Below are 20,233 nucleotides of genomic sequence, written 5' to 3'. Positions count from 1 at the left end.
TGTATATCTAACTAAGAATCATTATTATTCTTAGCTGGAGTTGTAGCATGGCTAAACGCTTTTGTAAGTTAAACCGTCGAGATATCACTGAACACCTAGGCGAGATCCACGGCTTGGTTACCCAACCTAAGTTTGTGTGTCGTTCTTGTGCGCGTTCATCGTCGGATCAAGCGAACCTATGCAAACCAACAGCAATCCCACCGATTGATTGTCAGAATAAACCCGTTGAAGAAAAAGTCGCGTGTGGTCTACTTGCCGAAACATTGCCAACTCCAGAAGTTTCTCTTATCGAGGTCATGGACAGCGCTGAGTCAACGGTACAAATCTTTGATCCTGCTATCGTAGAGACGGCTGATAAAGTTGCGTTGAAGAAAGCCAAGCTGAAAAAATTGATGGCGAAGGCGAGCGGTGATGAGAAAGCTGAACTCAAACAAGCGAAGAAAGCGGCGAAGAAACAAGAGAAGTACAACAAAAAGCTAGCGAAGATGATTAAGAAGCAACAAAAGCTGTTTAAGAAAAGCCAAAAATTGGAAAGCGACCTTGAACGCATCAACCTACAACTTGATGACGTCGCCTTCACTGAAACCAAGACTCAGGTAGTGAGCCACAATCATATCCACTGAAGTTAATTCGAAGAGCTTATTGCTACATAAATGATTTAAAAAGAGCGACCTACGGTCGCTCTTTTGCTTTCTGGGTATTATTTTAAATAAGAATCTTGCTAGTCAAATAAATCTTGTTAGCTAAATAAAGCTTGTCAGCTTAACGCGCTAGGCATTGCTAGCATCTCTCGCAACACGCTTCTTAACCCAAGTCTCGTTAACACACAAAGACAGCAAGATAACCCCACCACCAATGGAAAGTCGTACTAGGTCTACATCTCTATTCCAGATAAGGATATTCACCACGAGACCCGCTGGGACTAACACATTGTTCATCACGGCAAGTGCGCCAGCGTTTACCATGCACGCGCCTTTGTTCCACATAAAGTAACCCAGCCCTGAAGCAATTAAGCCGAGGTAAAGCAGGATTCCCCATTGAAGTGTGGTCGTAGGCAGTTTCTCTGGGTTACCCAATAGCATGAAAGCAACTGAAGCCACACACAGAGCGCCTAGATAAAAATAACCAAACACCGTGTGTTGAGGTAATTCAGTCGCTTCTTTTTCCATTACCACCTTGTAGCCGACCTGACCGATGGCAAAGCATAGGTTCGCGCCTTGCACGACAAGGAAGCCGACTAAAAAGTTTTCATTGATGCCCGCGAATTTAATAAACACTGCGCCTAATACCGCAATAGCAGCAGTCACTAGGTACCAAGGTGAGAACTGCCCTTTGAGAAAGTCATAAATAAGCGTGACATAAATTGGGGTAAAGACGGTAAACAAAAGGACTTCAGGAACAGACAGCAGCAAGAACGACTGATAATAGAAGCAATACATCAGCCCAAGCTGAATACCACCAATAGCCATCAATTTAGCGATCAGCTTACGTGAGACGCCACGAAACTTAAGGAAGGGAAGAAATACGAGACCCGCAAGGGCAACACGCATCAAAACAGAGAACCAAGCATCAACCTGACCAGCAAGGTAGACGCCGATCAGGCTAAAGGAGAAGGCCCATAGGAGGGTAACACCAGCTAAATAGCTCATAGTAAAACTTCGTTAATAAGATATGAGCTGTATGTTACCTAACCTTAAATCATTAGTCTTCTGAATCTCTTAGAGGCACGACCAGCATATCAACTGGAGAGGCGTTGATCAGTTGTCGTGTTGAAGAAAGCAGTTTGCTCCAGAAGTCTTGATGGTGACCACAAACCACTAAATCAACATTGAACTCGTTGATGGTGTCACACAGCTCATGACTCAGGTCGCCACTGCCCACTAAGGTGTGGGTGATCGGGTATTGAGCATGCTCAGCAAAGTTTTGCAGCTGAACCCGAGATGCTTCCATCGCGTTATGCTGAGTTTCCGCCATGTTGATATCGATTAGGCCGGTATACAGCTCGGCATAGTTAATATCGATATGGATAAAAGAGACTTTGGCTTCCAATGGCTTTGCCAATGCTACCGCTTTATCCACAATTAATTTGCTGTCTTCTGATAAATCGACCGCGACCAAAATATGTTTGTAACTCATATCGCTACCTCCTTTATTCATTGTCTGTTTAAAGATTAGCACTATGCGATGGCTTTTTTTGCTGAAGTGATCTCATATCCATCGTCTTGCGTACTGGTTCTTCGAATTGTTGGTTAAGTAATGGTCAGCGAGATATTCATTAAATAGTGATATAGTAGAGAAAACTAAGGTGTAATCAGGAGACTTTAATGCTGTCTAAAACAATGGTTGATCAACTCAACGATCAAATTAATCTAGAATTTTTCTCATCCAACCTATACTTACAAATGAGTGCTTGGTGTGAAGACAAAGGATTTGAAGGTGCAGCAGAGTTTCTGCGTGTTCATGCAGTAGAAGAAATGGAACACATGCAGCGTCTTTTCACTTACGTTAGTGAAACAGGTGCAATGCCAATTCTAGGTGCGATTGAAGCGCCAAAACATGAATTCGACAGCCTTGGTGCCGTGTTCCGTGAAACATACGAACATGAGCAAATGATCACTGAAAAAATCAACAAACTGGCTCACGTTGCTTTCACATCACAAGATTACTCAACCTTTAACTTCCTGCAATGGTACGTTGCAGAGCAACACGAAGAAGAGAAGTTGTTTAAAGGTGTATTGGATAAGCTAGAGCTCGTTGGTGAAGACGGTAAAGCACTGTTCTTTATTGATAAAGACCTAGCGCAATTGGCAAAAGATGGTTCATCTTCAATTATGGAAGCTCCTGCAGTTTAGGCTGTAAGAAAAAGACACTGATTATCTTTTTCTTTTGAGTCTTCCCTTGAAGATGTAGGGAGGAAAGGATGATCAGCGGCGACACTATTCTATTTGCACTAATGGTTGTGACATGTGTGAACTGGGCGCGTTATTTTACTGCGCTGAGAACACTCATTTATATTATGCGAGAAGCACATCCTCTACTTTATCAACAAGTAGACGGAGGTGGATTCTTCACAACTCATGGCAATATGACCAAGCAGGTTCGCCTGTTTAGTTACATCAAAAGCAAAGAGTATCACCATCATCACGACGAAGTTTTTACGTCGAAGTGTGATCGTGTAAGACAGTTATTTATACTCTCTTCCGCTCTGTTGGGTGTAACGTTGCTGTCTTCATTCATCGTTTAAATTCCAGATGAATTGAGTGATTAACTAGAACTCAGTTCGTTGAATCGGTCATCCATATTGGCTTATGGGAACTGGCCAGAATTTGCGCGAATGAACATCAATTGCAAAGTTGAAAATTGCCGTTAGAATAGCGAGCAATTAGTAAGGATGTGCTGTTATGCACATCCTTTTTTATTGGTGGCGTTATGGGCACAAGGCGTGCTTCGTGATGCAAAAGTGAAGAAAGCAGAACCGCAATGAGTGAAAAATTTGACGTAATCGTAATTGGCGCAGGTGCAGCTGGCTTGATGTGTGCAGCAGAAGCAGGCAAGCGCGGCCGACGAGTGCTCGTCGTAGATCATGCCAAAAAACCGGGAAGAAAAATCCTTATTGCTGGTGGCGGTCGCTGTAACTTTACTAACTATGATGTCACAGCAAAAAACTTTTTAAGTCAAAACCCCCACTTTGTTAAATCTGCACTGGCTCAATATACCAATTGGGATTTCATTTCGATGATCTACAAACATGGTATTGAGTTTGAAGAGCGTGATCACGGGCAATTGTTCTGTGTGAATGACCATAACTCAAAAGATATCGTCACCATGTTGCTAGCAGAGTGTAAGCAAGCAAAGGTTGAAGAGCGTTACCGTTGTGATGTTCATTCGATTGAGAAAACAGACGCTGGCTTCAAGATGCATCTCAACACCGATGAAGTTGAGTGTGATTCATTGGTGATTGCAACCGGTGGCCTTTCAATGCCAAAACTGGGCGCGACGCCATTTGGTTATAAAGTGGCTGAGCAGTTTGGTTTATCTGTGGTACCAACAACCGCAGGTTTGGTGCCATTTACTCTGCATAAAGAAGACAAAGAAGCCTTTGCTGAGCTTTCTGGCATCGCGATTCCTGCCGAGATCACCGCGCAAGACGGCACTTTATTCAAAGAAGCGCTGTTGTTTACTCACCGCGGTCTATCTGGCCCTTCGGTACTGCAAATCTCTTCATTCTGGAAAGCGGGTCAGTCGGTTTCGATTAATCTAGTACCAGAAGTGGATGTGGCGGAGTTACTGGCTAACTCTCGCGAGAAACACCCAAATCAGAGCCTGAAAAATACCTTAGCGAAAGCATTACCAAAGCGTTTTGTTGAGGTGTTGATTGACCGTAAAGAGCTTGAAGACAAGCCGCTCAAACAGTTCAACGAAAAGCAGCTAAATGAAATTGTAGAGCATCTAGAGAACTGGAAAATTGCACCCAATGGCACTGAAGGCTACCGAACGGCTGAAGTGACTTTAGGCGGTGTAGACACCAATCACCTCTCTTCAAAAACGATGGAATGTAAGACGGTTTCTGGCCTCTACTTCATCGGTGAAGTAATGGACGTAACAGGTTGGTTAGGTGGTTATAACTTCCAATGGTGTTGGAGCTCAGGCTTCGCAGCAGGCCAGTGGGTTTAGGTGTGTGTAGAGACAATAAAGTTTGTCTCTTAGCCAAATAGTTTGTCCCTTAAGGTGTTTTGGGACAATAGAGTTTGTCTGTAGTGAGCTTGGTTACTATGATGAAAGTAGGTGATCTTTACTGGATTGAGTATGGGACGTGGGCGGAAACTAGAATCGTTTAAAGATTTTGAACGAGCATTAAAGAATAAATACGGGATTGGGCAAGGTTTTAACTACAAACCTTGGCTTAGGATTCAGGATGTAAAATCCAAAGGTACACGTTCACTGATCTATGGTAGAAAGTCTCAACGAGAGCACCATATGATGTCTTCAATTGAAAGTGAGCATTTCTACCTTGCTGAGTTTTCAAATAGTGTGATTGATATTAGAGAGCAATTTCCACTTTTTCCTTTAAATTACACGCAAAAAATAGCTAAAACACTTGGTGTAGAACACCCTAAACACCCTCAATCTAAAGAGCCTATTATCATGACAACGGATCAGTTGCTCACGATAGACTCCCCTCAAGGCACTATATATCATGCAATTTCTGTAAAACCCGAAGATGATTCGGGTGATCTACGTGTACTAGAAAAAATAGATATCGAGCGAGTTTGTTGGGAGTTACTTGGAGTTAAGTTCAGTTACTTTACAGGAAATGAACTAACGAGAGTTCAGAGCAGTAATCTTCACTGGGCCACATCCCCTTTTCGCGAAAACCCAACGAACTTTTCTTGTGAGCAAATTAATTGTGCTCTCTCTTTGATTAGCGCTGGGCAATACTTTATTGAAGACCTTTGTAATCAGATGACTTCAATGAATGTTACCTCTCATGATGACGCCTTGTTGATAATTCGTTTCCTTATAGCAGATAAATTTATCGATGTTGATCTATCGACTAATATCCCTGAATCCGGGATCATTGAGGTGAAGTATGTTGCTAAACAGCAAGGAGGTATTCTATATGGAGCTTCCTAGAAATAGCGTTTGGAGTGTGAATGACTCGGAGTTGCTCGAAGATGGTCTCTATCGTTTGTTGGATATTATGTTGGAGGTTGAGTCTATTGTTCTATACCCACTTTCAGATACGTCAACAACAGCTAAGCCAGTAGCAATTTCTCTGGATGGATTTATAGAACTTGCTTCAAATCACCAAGCTAAAATATCGCAGTATGCATTACCAAGCTATCTCTTAGTTGATGAAGACAGTGTTCCAGAGAATTACATTGTTAAACGTGACAAGAACTTTGAGTTGATTAAAGGGTTGATTGTCGATAGAGAGTTTCTCTTCGATTATGCGACAAGACAACGTTCTAGTTATTTGACACCGCATGCAAAGAAAGTCGGTACATACAGTAAAGCTCTAGCTAGATTACTGAGCTTATACTGGCGAAATGGGCAGGACAAAATGGCTCTCTTGCCCGCCTTTTCGAAAAGTGGAGGTTCTGGGCGGGAGCGAGCTCCAACAACGAAACCCTTGGGATCACCAAAACAACCAAGAACCATAGCTATTGATAGAGCAAACACATTTATTGTTAGTGATGGCGACAAGAAAAAATTCAAAAAAGCGTTAAAGAAATATTACCTCAAAGAATTAGGGCTGACGCTGGCAAAAACTTATGACAACTTGCTTAAAGATAGCTATTCAAAAGAGATAAAATTAGCTGAAGCTTGTGGTAGGCCTCCTTTAGTCCCAACCAAAAAACAGTTTAGTTATTGGCGAACAAAGCTATTTAGTAAAGAACAAACAATCAAACAACGAACCTCTGAGAATGATTACCTCAGAAATAAAAGAGGTGTGCTAGGCAGTATAATTGATAGAAGTTATTTGCCTGGATCTCACTTTGAAATTGATGCAACCGTTGCGGATGTGCACATCGTCTCCGAGTTAGGGTCTCAGTATGTCTTAGGACGCCCGACGATATATATCGTTGCAGACAGAGCAAGTCGAATGATAGTTGGTATGCATGTGTCACTCTATCATGCTTCATGGAGAGCAGCGCGCCAGGCACTAACGAATAGTTTCTTACCTAAATCTGATTACTGTAAGGGCTTTGGTATATATATACAGGATTCAGAGTGGCCTTGCGCCCATATCCCCAAAGAGTTGGTTTGTGACAATGGTGAAATGATAGGGGTACAACCCAAAAAAGCACTGACACCAATGACTCAATTATCATTTACTCCACCATATAGGCCAGACTGCAAAGGTGTGGTAGAGAAACGATTTGATATTATTAATAAAGAAGTACTTCATGAGTTACCAGGAACAACAAGAGGTGGCTTCGTTGTTCGAGGTCACCAAGACCCCAGAAAAGTTGCTTCATATACGCTTAAGGAAGTTACGGTTGAAATAATAAAAGCGATACTAGAACATAATCGTTCAATCCTAGATGGCTTAGCCTTTTCTAGTCCATTATTAATAGAGAATGATTTGGCCCCAAGCCCTCTGAATTACTGGAAAATTCATGTCGTGAAGCATAAACATGAGCTTCAATCTGCAAACTCTGATGAAGTGATAGCTCGTTTACTCCCTCCGGCTGAAGTCAGTATGACGCGAAGTGGGATTCACTTTAATGGGTTATATTACTCTTGCTCAGAACTTGAAGAGCGTGATTTGGCATCTGTAGCAAGGTCGTCCGGTCAATGGCGTTTAGAAGCTCGAGTTGATGAAAATACGACAAACCACATTTATGTACGGCTAGACAAAAATAAAGGTTTTATCCGTTGCGAACTTTTGCCTCGTAGTCGTATGTTTAGCAATAAATCCATGTTCGAATCAGATTTTATACAGGATTGGCTTGATTCAAAAAAAGAATTAGCTCCCATAAGCGTAGCTTCAATCGACGATCATCAGCATCGACAGCAAGTGACGTGCGATGCGAAGAAACGCAATAAAAACTCTGAAAAAATGACGTTTGCAGATAAAACAAAAAATGTCCGTCAGCATCGTAAGGATGAACTTGCTGCAACAACGAATGTGCTTACCTCTGAGAGCAATAATTCAGCCTTAATTGAAGTCTCAAAAGCTCCACTTACAGGTAGCAAGGTTATTCCTCTACCAAAGGGGAGAAAAAGAAGAACCAAAGGAGGCAAGTCATGAGAGTGGAGAGGGCAATCTATCATGATGCAATCCTACCTGAGCATCAAGGGAACCCATTAATAGAAGCTCTTCGACCAAAGAGAAGTTGGGAAGAGGTGATGGAGGAGTTTAGTAATTATCCAGATTATGCCGAAGATATTGCAGATGATAAAAACCCTTTAGTTCGAGATGAGTACTTAAATCGAATTGAAGAGATTAGACAGCCACTTACGGACTATGAAGCATGCTTTAGAGCGGTAGAAAGAGCAATCAAAAAGGGATACTCAGTTAAGAACCCACTCAAACCTACAACTGCACAATATTTACACTACTTGGTAGATGAAAGGCCAGATGTCGAACCACGTACTGGTTTTTTTCAACCTAAAGGTGATGGATTGACTCTGATCGGTGAAAGTGGTGTCGGCAAGACATCCATGATTGAGCAAGTCTTGGGTTACTTTCCAAATGTTATTGAACACGATCGATATCATGGTCAGACACTAGGACTGAGAAAGCAAGTGGTTTGGATTAAGGTTGATTGTCCTAGTAACTCAAGTGTAAGGGATTTATGCGAAGAAATATTATCTTCTTTAGATCTTGCTCTGGACCGAGAGAAAACTAAGCCAGCAGGGACGATTGGAGCTCTTGTTCGTCAGATGGAGCAATGCATTAAATCAAGCTTTCTTGGGATGTTAGTCATTGATGAGATGCAAAACCTTCAGTTCAAACGCACTGGAGGTGAAAATAACCTTCTTAAATTCTTACACAGATTGGTAAATAAATTAGGGATCCCTTTATTCTTTGTGGCAAATCCACCATTTGACCAGACATTAATCAAAGAGCTAAAAGCGGCCAGGCGTGCTGAAAGTGGTTATCATCACACTATGTCAGCCCTTGAGAAGGAGAGTGACTCTTGGAAGGCTTTCATAGGACAGCTTTGGAATTACCAGTGGACCAATGTATATACAGAGCTGAATGACGAACTAAATGATACGCTTCACAAACTTTCGGTTGGTAATATTGATATGGCAAGTCGTACATATCGAGAGGCTCAGCGGTTGGTTATTGGAAGTGATGATGAAAGAATCACTGTTGCTACACTTGAATCGGGTAATGCCGTTGCTTGTGGGTTATCACGACAAACAGCCGAAGTTCACAAGCTAAAAAGTACAGTTGCTTTGCCTAGCGGTAAGCAACGACGAATTAAGCAAGACGGGAAAGTCGCTGCAATAAACACTGATAAAACGGGTGATATCACAAAACCTCAGCACCCAGAGTTTTCAGCGCAACTCATAGAGCTTGTAGGTGCAGTTGATTTATTAAGCCGAATTGACAACCCGAACTTATTTCAGCAGGCGGCCAGTATGGATGAACCTATACGTTATTTAAGATCTCGTAAAGTCCTGTTAGACGATCCTTTGTTGGAGTTATCTTATAGTTGAGTTAGTTATCACTCTTTAAAAAGGGGTTGGTTATGTGGCTGCCTCAAGTGCTTCCTGATGAATCTCTATTTAGTCGAATATGCCGTTACTTAGCGCTCTCGGGTACGTCACGTAATCAGTCCTTACTGCGCTTACTGGGGGATGGAAGAGCAGCTGTTCATCCTTACCTGACCGCTCATTTAGCTAATCTTAGTCGATTTACTGAGGAATCGACGGGGAGCTTGCTGAGGTATCAGACATTACGTCCCTTATTTGCTTATTATTTGCCTCGATATAGCACTGGAATTAATGATGACTTTGCTAGCTCTAATGATTTAATAAGGGCTTGTCAGCTATCAACTTTTCGAGAAAGAGAGCATTTAGTCGCAAAATATTGCCCCGAGTGTGCACAAGAAGATATGCGTAACTATGGTGTTGCTTATTGGCACTGTACACATCAAATTCCTGGTCTATGGGCATGCTCAAAGCACAATACTTGGTTAGTTCAGAGTGAGCTTCCTAGTCGTTCTCATACGGATAGCCACTTTCTCCCGAATCCTAGTGTTCAGTCAGAAAGCTGTGGAAGTTTGGCGATGAAATTTGCCGAATATACAGAGCTAAAATTGAACGTAATTCGTAATGAACGAAGTAGAAAGGAAGTGTTTTCTGACTTGTATCGACGAGAGTTAAAAGGGAAGGGGGGCTTGACCAACGCTGGTCGGGTTAAAAGAAAAGCACTTGCGTTGGGGGTGTTTGAAGTATCAGCGCAATTGTCACCGCGTCCATCTTATCTATATCCTCGCTCTCGAACTGACTTTCGATACTTCTCATCCTTGCTTTTAGGTCAATACCCACAACATCCATTCAAGCACCTCTTGTTGGAGTTTTATTTGTCTCAATGTTTGTCTGATAAGATCTTTCATAACAATGTAAGCCCTCCCCCCTCTAAAGAACTTGAGTATGAGGAGTGTTGTTGTGAACTATTAAAATCAGGGTTATCCATGGCTGCAGTAAGCCGAGAAATTGGGAAAAGTAGATGCTACGTTAAAACTATCGCCTTGAAGTTTAAGATCCCAGTCAATTTAAAACCAAAAAAGATTACAGACAGACTAAAAGAATCCATCGCAAGGTTGGCTTATAAGGGCTTTCATCGCAATGTGATTGCTAAAAGGTTTGGTGTGTCGGTAGGTAGTATTGAATTAATTATATCAACAACCTATGGGTTGGTGGAGTGGCGGAGAAAGTGCAAGAGAGAATCGCTCAAGCGAAGGTACAAATATTCGATTTTTAAGTTCGTGAAGGTCTATCCAAATTCATGCCGGCAAGAAGTAAAGAAGCATTGCGAAGCTGCATTTTATTGGCTTTATCAGCATGATCCTGAGTGGCTTGAATTAGTTCTTCCGATTCCTCAGAGAGCGTACCATATTGATCGGGTGGATTGGGTGGCTAGAGACAAAGAGATTTTTCAGAAAGTGTCCGAGTGGATATTTGAAAATGGAAGGGCTTTGACTTATGCAGAGTTAGACCGCAGGTTAGGGGGGCATGGATGGCTAACTTCAAAACAACATAAACTACCAATAACTATGAAGCTTTTAAGGACACATAGGCAGCAAAATGAAAGCCATGAAGACGAGTAGGGAAGTGCATTGCTAAATCTTTAATTCAATTTCATATGTTTCATAAGGAGAGTGTATGAGCTGCAAACAATTAGAAGTTGGGGTGAAAGTTGCCAGAAGGCTACTAGAACAGTGGGGAGCGAGTCAGGAGGAAATTGATGTGATTTTGGGTGATGATGACTTGGAGGCTGCTACAAGAGTGAGTCATATCCTCAACATACATGCATCTCTTCGACAAATATTCAGCAATCCGGAGAATATTAATAATTTCATGGGTAGCGAAAACGGCAACGAATTTTTTTCCCAAAGAACTCCTCTTAGTATAATTGTATCGGGACGCTTATCAGACCTTGAGGATGTTCACCAAAACATCGAGAGTTTGCTCGTAAGGTGAAAATGTTGGCTTTCTAGGCTGGGACCTTACGTTAACCTAATTGATTTACTTCGAATAATGCTGAGCAGGAAGGCGTGCTTTTCTACATTTTTAGGAACTGATCATTGTTTGCTCAGTTTTTATAATAAATAATTGGTATATAAACTATATGCATAGAAAGGTTGTCATGTCCTATTTTCAAATTACCCCCGTTAACATTGAATCAAACCATAAGCTTCGAAGTCCTCAAGTTGAAGCTTATCTAAAAATACAGAACTACTTTGCTGAGAGTCCTAATGGAGAGGCTCTTGTTGTTTTGCCTACGGGTACCGGTAAGAGCGGATTGATATCAATTGCTCCATATGGGATTTGTAGTGGAAGAGTTTTGATTATAACCCCTGGCTTAGTGACAAAGCAGAGTATTCAGAAGACTCAAGAAGTTTTAGATGACAACTTTTGGGTAAACCTTGATGTGATTTTTAACCCTATACATCTACCTATTGTTTCTGAATACAGTAATGATCTTTCCGATGAACATTTGTTTGAAAGTAATATTGTGTATTCAAATATTCAGAAGCTATCGAGTGGAAGAAAAACAGGACTTTTGAATCGACCAATTGTTGATTCAGAATTTTTTGACATGATAATAGTTGATGAAGCTCATCATGCGCCTGCTGGAACTTGGCAAGAGGTTCTTAGTTATTTCCCTCAAGCTAAAAAACTTCATGTTACTGGCACCCCTTATCGAGGTGATAATCAACCAGTGCCAGGTGACAGAATTCATGAAACCCCTCTATCTGAAGTGATGAGGGATCGTTACGTAAAATGGTTAAGAAAAGAAACAGTCAACGCTCATCAGTTGCGCTTTACCGTAGCAGAAATGCCGGGGGTATCTTTAACAAAAGACGAAGTTTTACAGTTCAAAGATAGGGAATGGTTAGAAAAAAGCGTGGCTCTTTCTGAAGAATGCTCGTTAGATGTAATTGACAATAGTATTGCTCGATTACAGGAACTAAAAGCTGCCAGCCCTAAAGTTCCTCACAAAATTCTTGCTGTAGGTTGTAGCATAAAACATGCTGAAGACTTACTAAGATGGTATAAAGCTAGGGGGCTAGAGAGTGTCATCGTTCATAGCGATATGGAGCCCGAAGAAGTAGATTCTTCATTCCAGAAAATTAATAATCATGAGTGCCAGGTAGTTATCTCTGTCAACATGCTTATGGAAGGCTATGATCACCATTACCTTACTATTCTCGCTATGTTTAGACCATATCGTAGCATCAATGCTTTTGCTCAAGTTATCGGAAGAGTGCTTCGAGCTATTCCTGAAAATGAGATAACTGCCTTTGAAATAGATAATAACGCTGTCGTGATTTATCACGAAGAGACGGGCTTGAACTTCATGTGGGATAAATTCCAAAAAGAAGTTGATCGAGCTAAGCAACAGCGGGCCAGAGATTATACCGAGCTTAGCAGAGACTATTCTCAAAGGACGAGTAGCCTTGCTGGAATTGTTACTGACGATTCGTTTGTAAGTGATCAAGATTCTTACTTGAGTGATTTAGACTTTAATGTTCTTTTTGAACAAAAGCGTGCGGAAGTGAACGAAAAGGTTTCTAAAACATTAGAAGCTCTAAAGGATGCTGGTGTAGAAGATGACCAAATTGCAGTCATCAAGAGTAAACTTATTGAGACTGAAACCACCAAGATATCAGATGCTGAGATAGATCCTGCTCTTATTGAAAAACGACCTGATATCGCTCGAAAACAAATTAGAAAATTGTTAACTAAGAAGATTCAAGACGAGGTAGCTAATGTCTTGAGTGATTGTGCTTTAGGCGAAAAATCATTTGAATTGGCCCCTAAGTTTAAGGGTATAATCCCGCACCTGAAATTAGATACTCCAAATGATGGTCTTCTGGTTCGATACGCAAATTTGAAGTTAGCAAAAAAATTTGGTCCAGTTAACGGCCGAGATAACAAGGCTTTGCTACAATCATTAGACCTAGTACCGTTGCTTATGGATGAGCTTAGGAAAATGTTGTCATGTTAAATGAAAAAATACAAATTTTGACAGATAAGCTTATCGCTACCTATCTTGCAAAAGGGGTTCAACCAAGCGATATAGCTGATACTGTTTTCGAAGATAACTATGTAGATATGAGTTTATCTAAGAAAAAAAACCTATTAACTATGACCTTTACATTCGAGGAGTTGGATGATGAAGGACAATTGATTTTGAATGTTATGAGGTATACGTACAATGAAGCAAAACAACTTGATAGAGTTGAACAAAAGGTAGGGAAGAGCCGCTATAAAGTTCAATGGGATAGATATGATGACTTGATGAGTATCTTATCTGAATTATTGAGTTTAGTTCCATCTACAACTGCTAGAGAATCTTTAATTGAAACACTTCCTCAAGATTTGAAAGCCTTTACCAACAGTTCTATCGCTGCATAATCCCTTCAGAAGGAGAAGCTAACAGCTTCTCCTTTTGTACTCCAAGTGTTTTTATCAGGCAATATTTATAGAGCGCATTGCATTGTGTTACGTTTGAATCGAAGTTGCGTAGTTTCTTTCTAATTTTATTAACTTCGATGCTTTATTGTTGCTGTGTCAAGCAAAGCATTAAAAGTGTCTTATCAAGCTCGTCATCTTCGGGTTTAACTTTCAACAGAACTGCGACATAGAATCGACAAAATGTCGATTCTATGTCTACTAAATCAAGGTTAATGAAGCGACATAGAATTAACCAAATGTCGATTCTATGTCTAATTGAATTCCTCGGCAGTTGTTGCAAATTTTATATTCGTTGATAAAACCATTCTATCCCTTGTGAGTGATGGAGTAATGGTTCGGGGGGATAAGGTAATCCTATCTCACGTCAGGGCACAGAGATCTACGACCAGTCAGAGAACATTATAGTTTGGTCGGAAATGTACCTGTTCAAGCGACTTATAACTATACGATAGTAACCTTGCAACGATATTGAAGCACAGGAAAGAGAGATAGCGGTGATGGCCTTTCTATCCAATCTTGGTCATCAAAGTCATGGTGATAAGACTTCCTTAATTTTTGAGTACGATTTGTATAAAAGGTTTGGAGCTTTAGCTCCCCTGCTCTACATGCGGAAGGAGGCTGTCACTTTTGATATCTAGCACAATTTTGGCCAAGGGCGAGGTGAGTTTAGTATGGGGTAATAAGTTAAATATGATAATAAGTCCTTCAGACGAGTCTGCACATAGCTTTATTTTAAGGCATCATATTGTTTATGGTGCCTCGGATGTATCTAATATCGTAAGTAAAAGTGGATATTGGGTGAGGCAACCTGGCGTACTAGATTCTATAGTCCACCTGTATCAACAATATGAAGAACATCATCTTTTAGTGTTGGTTATGAATTCTCACATTGTTAAAGAAACTAGGGCTATTTTCAGTAATCCTCAATACTTTTTATCAAGGTTGAATGATACGTTTTATAAAGGGAGAGGGGCTTCTCAACAGTCTGGTTACTACATCATTAAGTTTTGTCCAGATTGTATACGTGCACAGATTAGGGAATTTGGCTTCGGTTATTTTAAGGCCTGTTGGTTATGTAGTGATTTTTGCGTTCAACATCATCAGACACTACAAAATATAGACTACCCACTTTTCAACCCTTATGATTATCTTCAAAAAATCTTATCAGGTCACTTTCCTGCCAGAATGCACTCTTACGAAATTCGTAGATACCAGATAGAAAAAACATTGCTCAAATTCGCTGTAAAGGCTTCCCCATGCTTAGCGGAAATTTTCCAAAAATGGATAAGGAAGCGCCTTCACTTGATTGATGAGAAAGTTGCTGGAGAATGTGGTGTTGATGATAGAGCTCGTGTTCTTGTGTGGTTACTGCATGATGATGGTCGTTTCCGTAACGCAGCACATGTTCATTTAGGCCTGATTCTAAAAGCGATACAAAAGGTCTATTCAAATCATTATTTAGACTTTATCAATACACATAGTAAAACCATTATTATTCCTTGCGGTATTAAGTCTCGAGAAACAGTGTTTATTCCGTTCATGGTTCATAATGAAAATGATTGTCAAAAATGCCTCGAGATCAATTGTTTCGCATCATGTTCTATCCCTGTGGTTTGCTCGATTGTTCAACAGAACTTAAGAGAAGAAATGAACCTATGTGACAAGATAATTTACAGAGAATACATAGGTCAGAATACAAGTTTCTTCTTTTCAAAATAGGAAGAAATAACCGGACGACGAAAATTGATTTGTGCAACAAGGTTGCGTGAGGAGGTTCCCGTCTTGTCACTTATTTCGGCTATACTTTACTTCATAAATAATGAAATGTAAGAGTGTAATTATGTTAGGGGCCGATGAGTATGAGTTTCCTTTTTTGCAACCTCAAAAACTTCCTAGCGTCCCTTTTATGGTTGTAGACCCGAGGGATTTACCTGATGAGTGGCAAGAAGCCTTTGAGCGTTTTTTGATTGGTGTTGCAGTCCCTCACCCTATTTACGTTTATCAACATGATTACGAAAGGTTCTGTTTACTCGTTAAACAGGGAGAAATACTAATTTAGGTAAGCTTTGTAAAAAAGGGAAGCATAAGAGTTAAAACATGCAACATGTAACTATGCTTTAAGAAGATAAACTTTATTGGATTACAAATGAGTCGTGGACGAAAGCTAGAGTCTTTAGATGATTATCGTAAGGTTCTACAATTAGTATGAGCCATTATGTAGAAGCCTCATATTAGCTGTGTGAGGGGCTGAGATATCAGCGTCGCATCAAAGTGTGAGCATTAGTTAGTTCTATTGCTTGCACTATGCCTCCTGAACCGTTTAGGGGCGCAAACGCTTTAGAGTCTTAGCACTAAGGCGTTCTTGCCCCAAAACATGGTGTGGTAACACGTCTCTGGACAGAAGTGCCTTAATGATGTTACTAATTTAGTAAAATGTAAATTACCTGAAGTATGGCAAAAATCGCTTAGCCTAGTGTTCAATCTTAATGGTGCAGATCATCATTATCAAAACTCATAATTAAGGACTTTGTTGCAATACTCAATCCCCTTTGTCCTTTGGCATGATCTAGCGACTTGATAGCTGTCGGGCATGCTAAGCTGCGTGAGTCTATTTAATATTGATAAGGAACTGTAAAGGTTTGGGAGTTTCATATTTAGCCCACGAGCTTCAAGCCCATTCCAAACTACTGTTAGCAGGAATGGGCGGATAAAGTCTAGCTCGGTGGTTTATTAGGTCAAACCGCTACAATAACGGAAGTAAAGTAGCCACTTTATGGCTCTCTTTACACTCAATGAGACTCGAACGGAACGCACGTAATAAGTGATTTAAAGTCGTTCATTAAACTTTCGTAACAGTTGTTTTCCACCAAAATGGATGCTGATATGTTGCGAAGACTCGCCACTTTGGGCATTAATTCTCCTTCGCTTACTTTCCATTGAATGTTGTATTCTGATTGAATTGGTAGCGTGAGCTGCTTCGATAGAATACCTTGCTTCGTTGGGAAGATGCCTGAGAAGTAGTAATTGTTTGAGGTACTAATAGGAATATAAGGCGTATCACCAATTTCGATTTGAAGTGCGGCCTCAATCATATTGAATCCAAACTGCTTCTCATACATTGGAACAATAACTGCCCCCGGAGTTCTTGCTGCTGACTCTAGGAAAACCAGTTCACCATTATCGAGCAGAAATACTTCCGTATGAGCTGGACCAGATTCAAGGCCAAGAGCACAAATGCAATCTAGAGCGAATGCTTTTAATTTGATTGCAAGTTCATCATTCTCCAGTAAAGGTATAGAGATGATTGGCACACCTTTTTGAAAGTCCAGATTCGGAGCGGTGTACTCGCAAGCAACATTGAAAACCACTTTACCTTCTTTTAGAAGCGTATCTACATGATACAGTCGGCCAGAGATGAATTCTTCATACTCATAACACTCATCACCAATCATATTGATCGTATTGGCAAACTCTGACTCTGATTTGATGATATACACACCGAGGGCACCGAGGGCATCGATAGGTTTTAGTACAAATGGAGTACCTACGCGTGAAGTAACTTCATCATATGATAAAGTTTTATCAAAGTGACCAAAATGAGGGACTCGAAGCCCTGAGGTTCTAAGAACATCCTTCATTACTGTTTTGTCTCTGAATCGACTGGCTGACGAAGGTTGAAGTCCGGCTAAACCAAGTGATAATCTCACTTCAGAGGCTGGGACCATGTAATCTTCGGATACACAAAACACACGTGTATCAAGAGCAGTTAAATTCAGATTTGACGCTAATTCACAGAGTTCAGGAAACGAGTTGTAGGTGATCACAACTTCCGCTTTCTCCTTAATGTGTGGAGCAAGTTTATCGAGTTCATTGCACTCAATAAAAACAAAGCAACGGTGATCACCTAGATATTCTGAAGAAATACTGTTAGTTTTAAGCGCGGTATTGATTGAGATAATATTCATTATTCTTTTCCTTGAGGCATAGGTAGGCTGTAATACCTATTGAAATAGCTGTGGAACCTAAAACAACGTTCCAAAGTGCCTGGTAGTTAATGAGGATTAATGCCCCCCCTAGAAGTGGTGCTAAAATCTCGGAGGCAGAGAAAGCTATCTGGTAAGACGCAATGGTCTTCCCATTAGTTAATGGGGTTACTTTTAGTAGTTCTTTGAGAATTGGCACAAAGAGAACAATTTCACCTAATGTCCATATTGCGGTTGAAAGATATAAATGCCAGTCAGTTTGGATGAGTTGTGCTCCACCAACCCCAACACCAATTAGCCCCATACCAATCAAAGACTTAACTTTGCCACTGATATTCTTCAACCACTTAGTCATTGGTACTTGCAAAATAGCAATGAGCACACCACTTATCGCAAACATATTGCCTAGCACGACTTCACTAAGTCCAACATCCTCCTTTAAATACAAGGCATACAGGTTTGGTATTAATCCAAAAGAAAGTAATGTTAGAAACAAAGCCAATAACAGAAATACATAGTCTGAGTAGCGACTTTGGTGGCTTCCTTCCACAGCTTGCTTGCCTTCTTTATTCGGTGAATTATTGGGTAAGAACGCAGTAGATACCAACGTTAGTGCACCTACTATCATGAAGTAATAGCTAAACAACGTATGTTCATACTTCAATACGTATCCAATAAGTGAGCTACCTGCTGCAACGCCTAAGTTCAATATAAGTCGGCGATGGGATAACCGAAGTTCAACTTCCTCTCCAGTATACTGACTTGTAATGACAGCTAGGTAGATAGTGCGTAATGATGAAAGTGAAAAACCTACCAGAAGCATTACACCGCAGACGAAAAAATAATTGTCTGTATTGAAACCTAGAGGCATAAACAGCCACATAGCAGCAAGCAACATACCGACAAGGCGAGGTTTTATGTAATCTGAAAGAATACCTCCCAAAAAAGAACCAAGTAAACCACCCACCCCCATCAAGCTCAGTGGCAACACCGTTTCTGAAACGCTATATCCTCGTGTTGAGAGATAAACTGCGAATAGGGCGGCACCACCTTGAATTAAGGAAGTAAAAGCAATTGGTAGGTATATTCCTGTTACTCGCATAAAACATTATTTCCTGGTGTAAACACTCGATCTTTGTCACATTGCCAATCTCTAAATCCCCAAAGGTGATCGGTGACAAATACGCGCTGTAACCACCTGCTTGGGCGGTCGTTCTCATCAAAGTGAGGTTCAAAGGCTGTTCTTGAATGAAGAGCAACACGGTTATTTATGAAAATGGCGGTCCCTTCTTCAACAACAAAGTTAAGTCCTACATCTTTAATCGCTTCTCTGAACGCTTCAAAAGCCTGAGATGCCTCTGAAGTAATGGGGTCAACCATATCATCGTAAAAAGCAGCATTAACTATTGGGCGTTCAATTGAGCCTTCAACCATAGGAACAGGATTAGTTTGGATATGCTTTTCCGGTAATACTTCACGCCAGCGTTTAGGTACACGGATGATAAAAGCTTTTGATTGAAGAACTTTTACTTGCTCATCGGTTAATCGTTTTAATGCAACGCGTGCATCTGATACCTGGGTGAAGGGAGGAGTATTAATTTCGTTTCGCAAGCCGCCGATCAATAGTCCTTTAGGAGTGCAACTGTCTTTGAAGATATACCGCATCGCAGAGTTCTCAATATGGTAATCAAGTGTTCTTCTTGAACCTAGCCCTGTGAACTTATTCAAGTCTGTCTTTTTTGGGATAAGGTTATTGACCAAGTTGAGGCTCTCGGTAGATATGGCATAAGGTTCACCAAACAACATAGCAAGCACGCAAAGCAAATTTTCGCTGACGCTTGTATTTTTACCTTCAACATTGTTTGGGCAAAAAGGTGTTAACGGTAGCTCTGAGTCTGTTGGCAAGTTTTTAAACACAATTGCAGCAGGAGGATGAAACGACTGCTCATAGTTAAATGCGGCTTCAAGTAGACTCTCAGGGAGGTGCTTGAAGAGCTCTTTTTTGAGGCCCTTCAAGTATTCATTATACCCATGCTTTGGATATGAATAATTAAGAAGAAGCGACTTTAAAAGATCCCTTTCACAATCCGAAAGCACTACCTCTTGACATTTTGTTATTATATTCATTTGTAAAAAACCAATTTTTATTTGTTAAAATATTGTCTCTCTTGTTGGGCGGGCGTTACCTTATTATGCGCATTGTAGATCTGCAACTATTTTTATAAAATTTATGAAATAAATTTTATCATTAAGTTTTTTTGTAAATGATAAATTGGCATTAATGAAGCTAAGAGCTTATTGAATCGTTTTCGATGGAGGTTTAAACCTTTTTAAGAAATGAGGCTTTGCGCTTGATGTAAAGAGAGGATATTCCAGCCCTTCGTACTTGATTATTCGACGATATACAGAGTCTCAAGCTTGGTCCAGACGGTAGCAGAAATTGTTGATGTGACTGTTCAAAGAGGAGAAGAGCCGGAGATATACAGGCTTACCCTGTTCCGTATGTCGCGTAAAATGTCAACTTAGATAATTGGACTCCCCAACCCTAAGTCCTACAATAGTAGGGTTCAAAATAATTT

The 20,233-nt window shown here is 40.6% G+C and carries 18 protein-coding genes; 13 read left to right on the top strand and 5 right to left on the bottom strand.

Annotation, left to right across the window (positions count from 1 at the left end; genetic code table 11):
* Positions 1–47 precede the first annotated feature (47 nt).
* Positions 48–623, top strand: a complete 576-nt coding sequence (locus ED652_RS15890) for a hypothetical protein (RefSeq protein ID WP_122055441.1) — start codon at positions 48–50, stop codon at positions 621–623.
* Between the two features lie 147 nt (positions 624–770).
* Here the strand turns inward: ED652_RS15890 and ED652_RS15885 are convergent, their stop codons facing one another.
* Both ED652_RS15885 and uspA read right to left on the bottom strand, forming a co-directional pair.
* Positions 771–1,649 (bottom strand): carboxylate/amino acid/amine transporter, encoded by an 879-nt coding sequence (locus ED652_RS15885; RefSeq protein WP_122055440.1) that lies wholly within the window; start codon positions 1,647–1,649, stop codon positions 771–773.
* Positions 1,650–1,701: 52 nt separating this feature from the next.
* Positions 1,702–2,136, bottom strand: a complete 435-nt coding sequence (gene uspA, locus ED652_RS15880) for a universal stress protein UspA (protein WP_004735555.1) — start codon at positions 2,134–2,136, stop codon at positions 1,702–1,704.
* Between the two features lie 188 nt (positions 2,137–2,324).
* On the opposite strand from uspA, the gene ftnA reads away from it, so the two are divergent.
* From ftnA to ED652_RS15820, 12 genes are all read left to right on the top strand, one after another.
* Positions 2,325–2,852 (top strand): non-heme ferritin, encoded by a 528-nt coding sequence (gene ftnA, locus ED652_RS15875; RefSeq protein WP_017109234.1) that lies wholly within the window; start codon positions 2,325–2,327, stop codon positions 2,850–2,852.
* Positions 2,853–2,920: 68 nt separating this feature from the next.
* On the top strand, positions 2,921–3,244 hold the full coding sequence (gene uspB, locus ED652_RS15870) for a universal stress protein UspB (RefSeq protein ID WP_009848060.1): 324 nt from the start codon (positions 2,921–2,923) through the stop codon (positions 3,242–3,244).
* Between the two features lie 236 nt (positions 3,245–3,480).
* Positions 3,481–4,674: an NAD(P)/FAD-dependent oxidoreductase gene (locus ED652_RS15865; protein ID WP_102384222.1), complete on the top strand. Its 1,194-nt coding sequence runs from the start codon at positions 3,481–3,483 to the stop codon at positions 4,672–4,674.
* Between the two features lie 132 nt (positions 4,675–4,806).
* Positions 4,807–5,634, top strand: coding sequence for a TnsA endonuclease N-terminal domain-containing protein (locus ED652_RS15860; RefSeq protein WP_102278939.1), 828 nt, complete (start codon positions 4,807–4,809; stop codon positions 5,632–5,634).
* Positions 5,621–7,759 carry a Mu transposase C-terminal domain-containing protein gene (locus ED652_RS15855; RefSeq protein ID WP_122055439.1) on the top strand — a complete coding sequence of 713 codons (2,139 nt, stop codon included), beginning with the start codon at positions 5,621–5,623 and terminating at the stop codon, positions 7,757–7,759. Before ED652_RS15860 ends, ED652_RS15855 begins: the two co-directional genes overlap by 14 nt.
* Entirely contained in the window at positions 7,756–9,180 is a 1,425-nt protein-coding gene (locus tag ED652_RS15850) for an ATP-binding protein (protein WP_122055438.1), read from the top strand. Before ED652_RS15855 ends, ED652_RS15850 begins: the two co-directional genes overlap by 4 nt.
* A 32-nt stretch (positions 9,181–9,212) precedes the next feature.
* The gene (locus tag ED652_RS15845) at positions 9,213–10,796 is read left to right on the top strand and encodes a TnsD family Tn7-like transposition protein (RefSeq protein WP_102278945.1); all 1,584 of its coding nucleotides are present in this window, start codon (positions 9,213–9,215) and stop codon (positions 10,794–10,796) included.
* Between the two features lie 55 nt (positions 10,797–10,851).
* Positions 10,852–11,169: a hypothetical protein gene (locus ED652_RS15840; RefSeq protein WP_102278946.1), complete on the top strand. Its 318-nt coding sequence runs from the start codon at positions 10,852–10,854 to the stop codon at positions 11,167–11,169.
* A gap of 166 nt (positions 11,170–11,335) precedes the next feature.
* Positions 11,336–13,201 carry a DEAD/DEAH box helicase gene (locus ED652_RS15835; RefSeq protein WP_102278948.1) on the top strand — a complete coding sequence of 622 codons (1,866 nt, stop codon included), beginning with the start codon at positions 11,336–11,338 and terminating at the stop codon, positions 13,199–13,201.
* Positions 13,195–13,611, top strand: coding sequence for a hypothetical protein (locus tag ED652_RS15830; protein WP_102278949.1), 417 nt, complete (start codon positions 13,195–13,197; stop codon positions 13,609–13,611). Before ED652_RS15835 ends, ED652_RS15830 begins: the two co-directional genes overlap by 7 nt.
* A gap of 687 nt (positions 13,612–14,298) precedes the next feature.
* A complete protein-coding gene (locus ED652_RS15825) occupies positions 14,299–15,390 on the top strand; it encodes a hypothetical protein (protein ID WP_122055437.1) in 1,092 nt (363 codons plus the stop codon).
* A 121-nt stretch (positions 15,391–15,511) separates the two neighbouring features.
* Positions 15,512–15,730, top strand: coding sequence for a hypothetical protein (locus tag ED652_RS15820; RefSeq protein ID WP_122055436.1), 219 nt, complete (start codon positions 15,512–15,514; stop codon positions 15,728–15,730).
* A gap of 730 nt (positions 15,731–16,460) precedes the next feature.
* Here ED652_RS15820 and ED652_RS15815 read toward each other — a convergent pair.
* Genes ED652_RS15815 through ED652_RS15805 form a run of 3 tightly spaced genes read right to left on the bottom strand, consistent with a single transcriptional unit; the run spans position 16,461 to position 19,781 of the window.
* Complete coding sequence (locus tag ED652_RS15815) at positions 16,461–17,636, bottom strand: acetyl-CoA carboxylase biotin carboxylase subunit family protein (RefSeq protein WP_102278955.1); 1,176 nt, start codon at positions 17,634–17,636, stop codon at positions 16,461–16,463.
* Positions 17,605–18,756 carry an MFS transporter gene (locus tag ED652_RS15810; protein WP_102278956.1) on the bottom strand — a complete coding sequence of 384 codons (1,152 nt, stop codon included), beginning with the start codon at positions 18,754–18,756 and terminating at the stop codon, positions 17,605–17,607. The genes ED652_RS15815 and ED652_RS15810 overlap by 32 nt, the downstream gene beginning before the upstream one ends.
* A complete protein-coding gene (locus ED652_RS15805; protein ID WP_102555023.1) occupies positions 18,747–19,781 on the bottom strand; it encodes a TauD/TfdA family dioxygenase in 1,035 nt (344 codons plus the stop codon). The genes ED652_RS15810 and ED652_RS15805 overlap by 10 nt, the downstream gene beginning before the upstream one ends.
* Positions 19,782–20,233: the final 452 nt, after the last annotated feature.

This window comes from Vibrio sp. Evd11 (genome assembly GCF_900382755.1).
GTDB classification, from domain to species: Bacteria; Pseudomonadota; Gammaproteobacteria; order Enterobacterales; family Vibrionaceae; genus Vibrio; species Vibrio lentus.
Note: the sequence above shows the minus strand (reverse complement) of the source record. Positions and strands in the feature narration are given on the sequence as shown.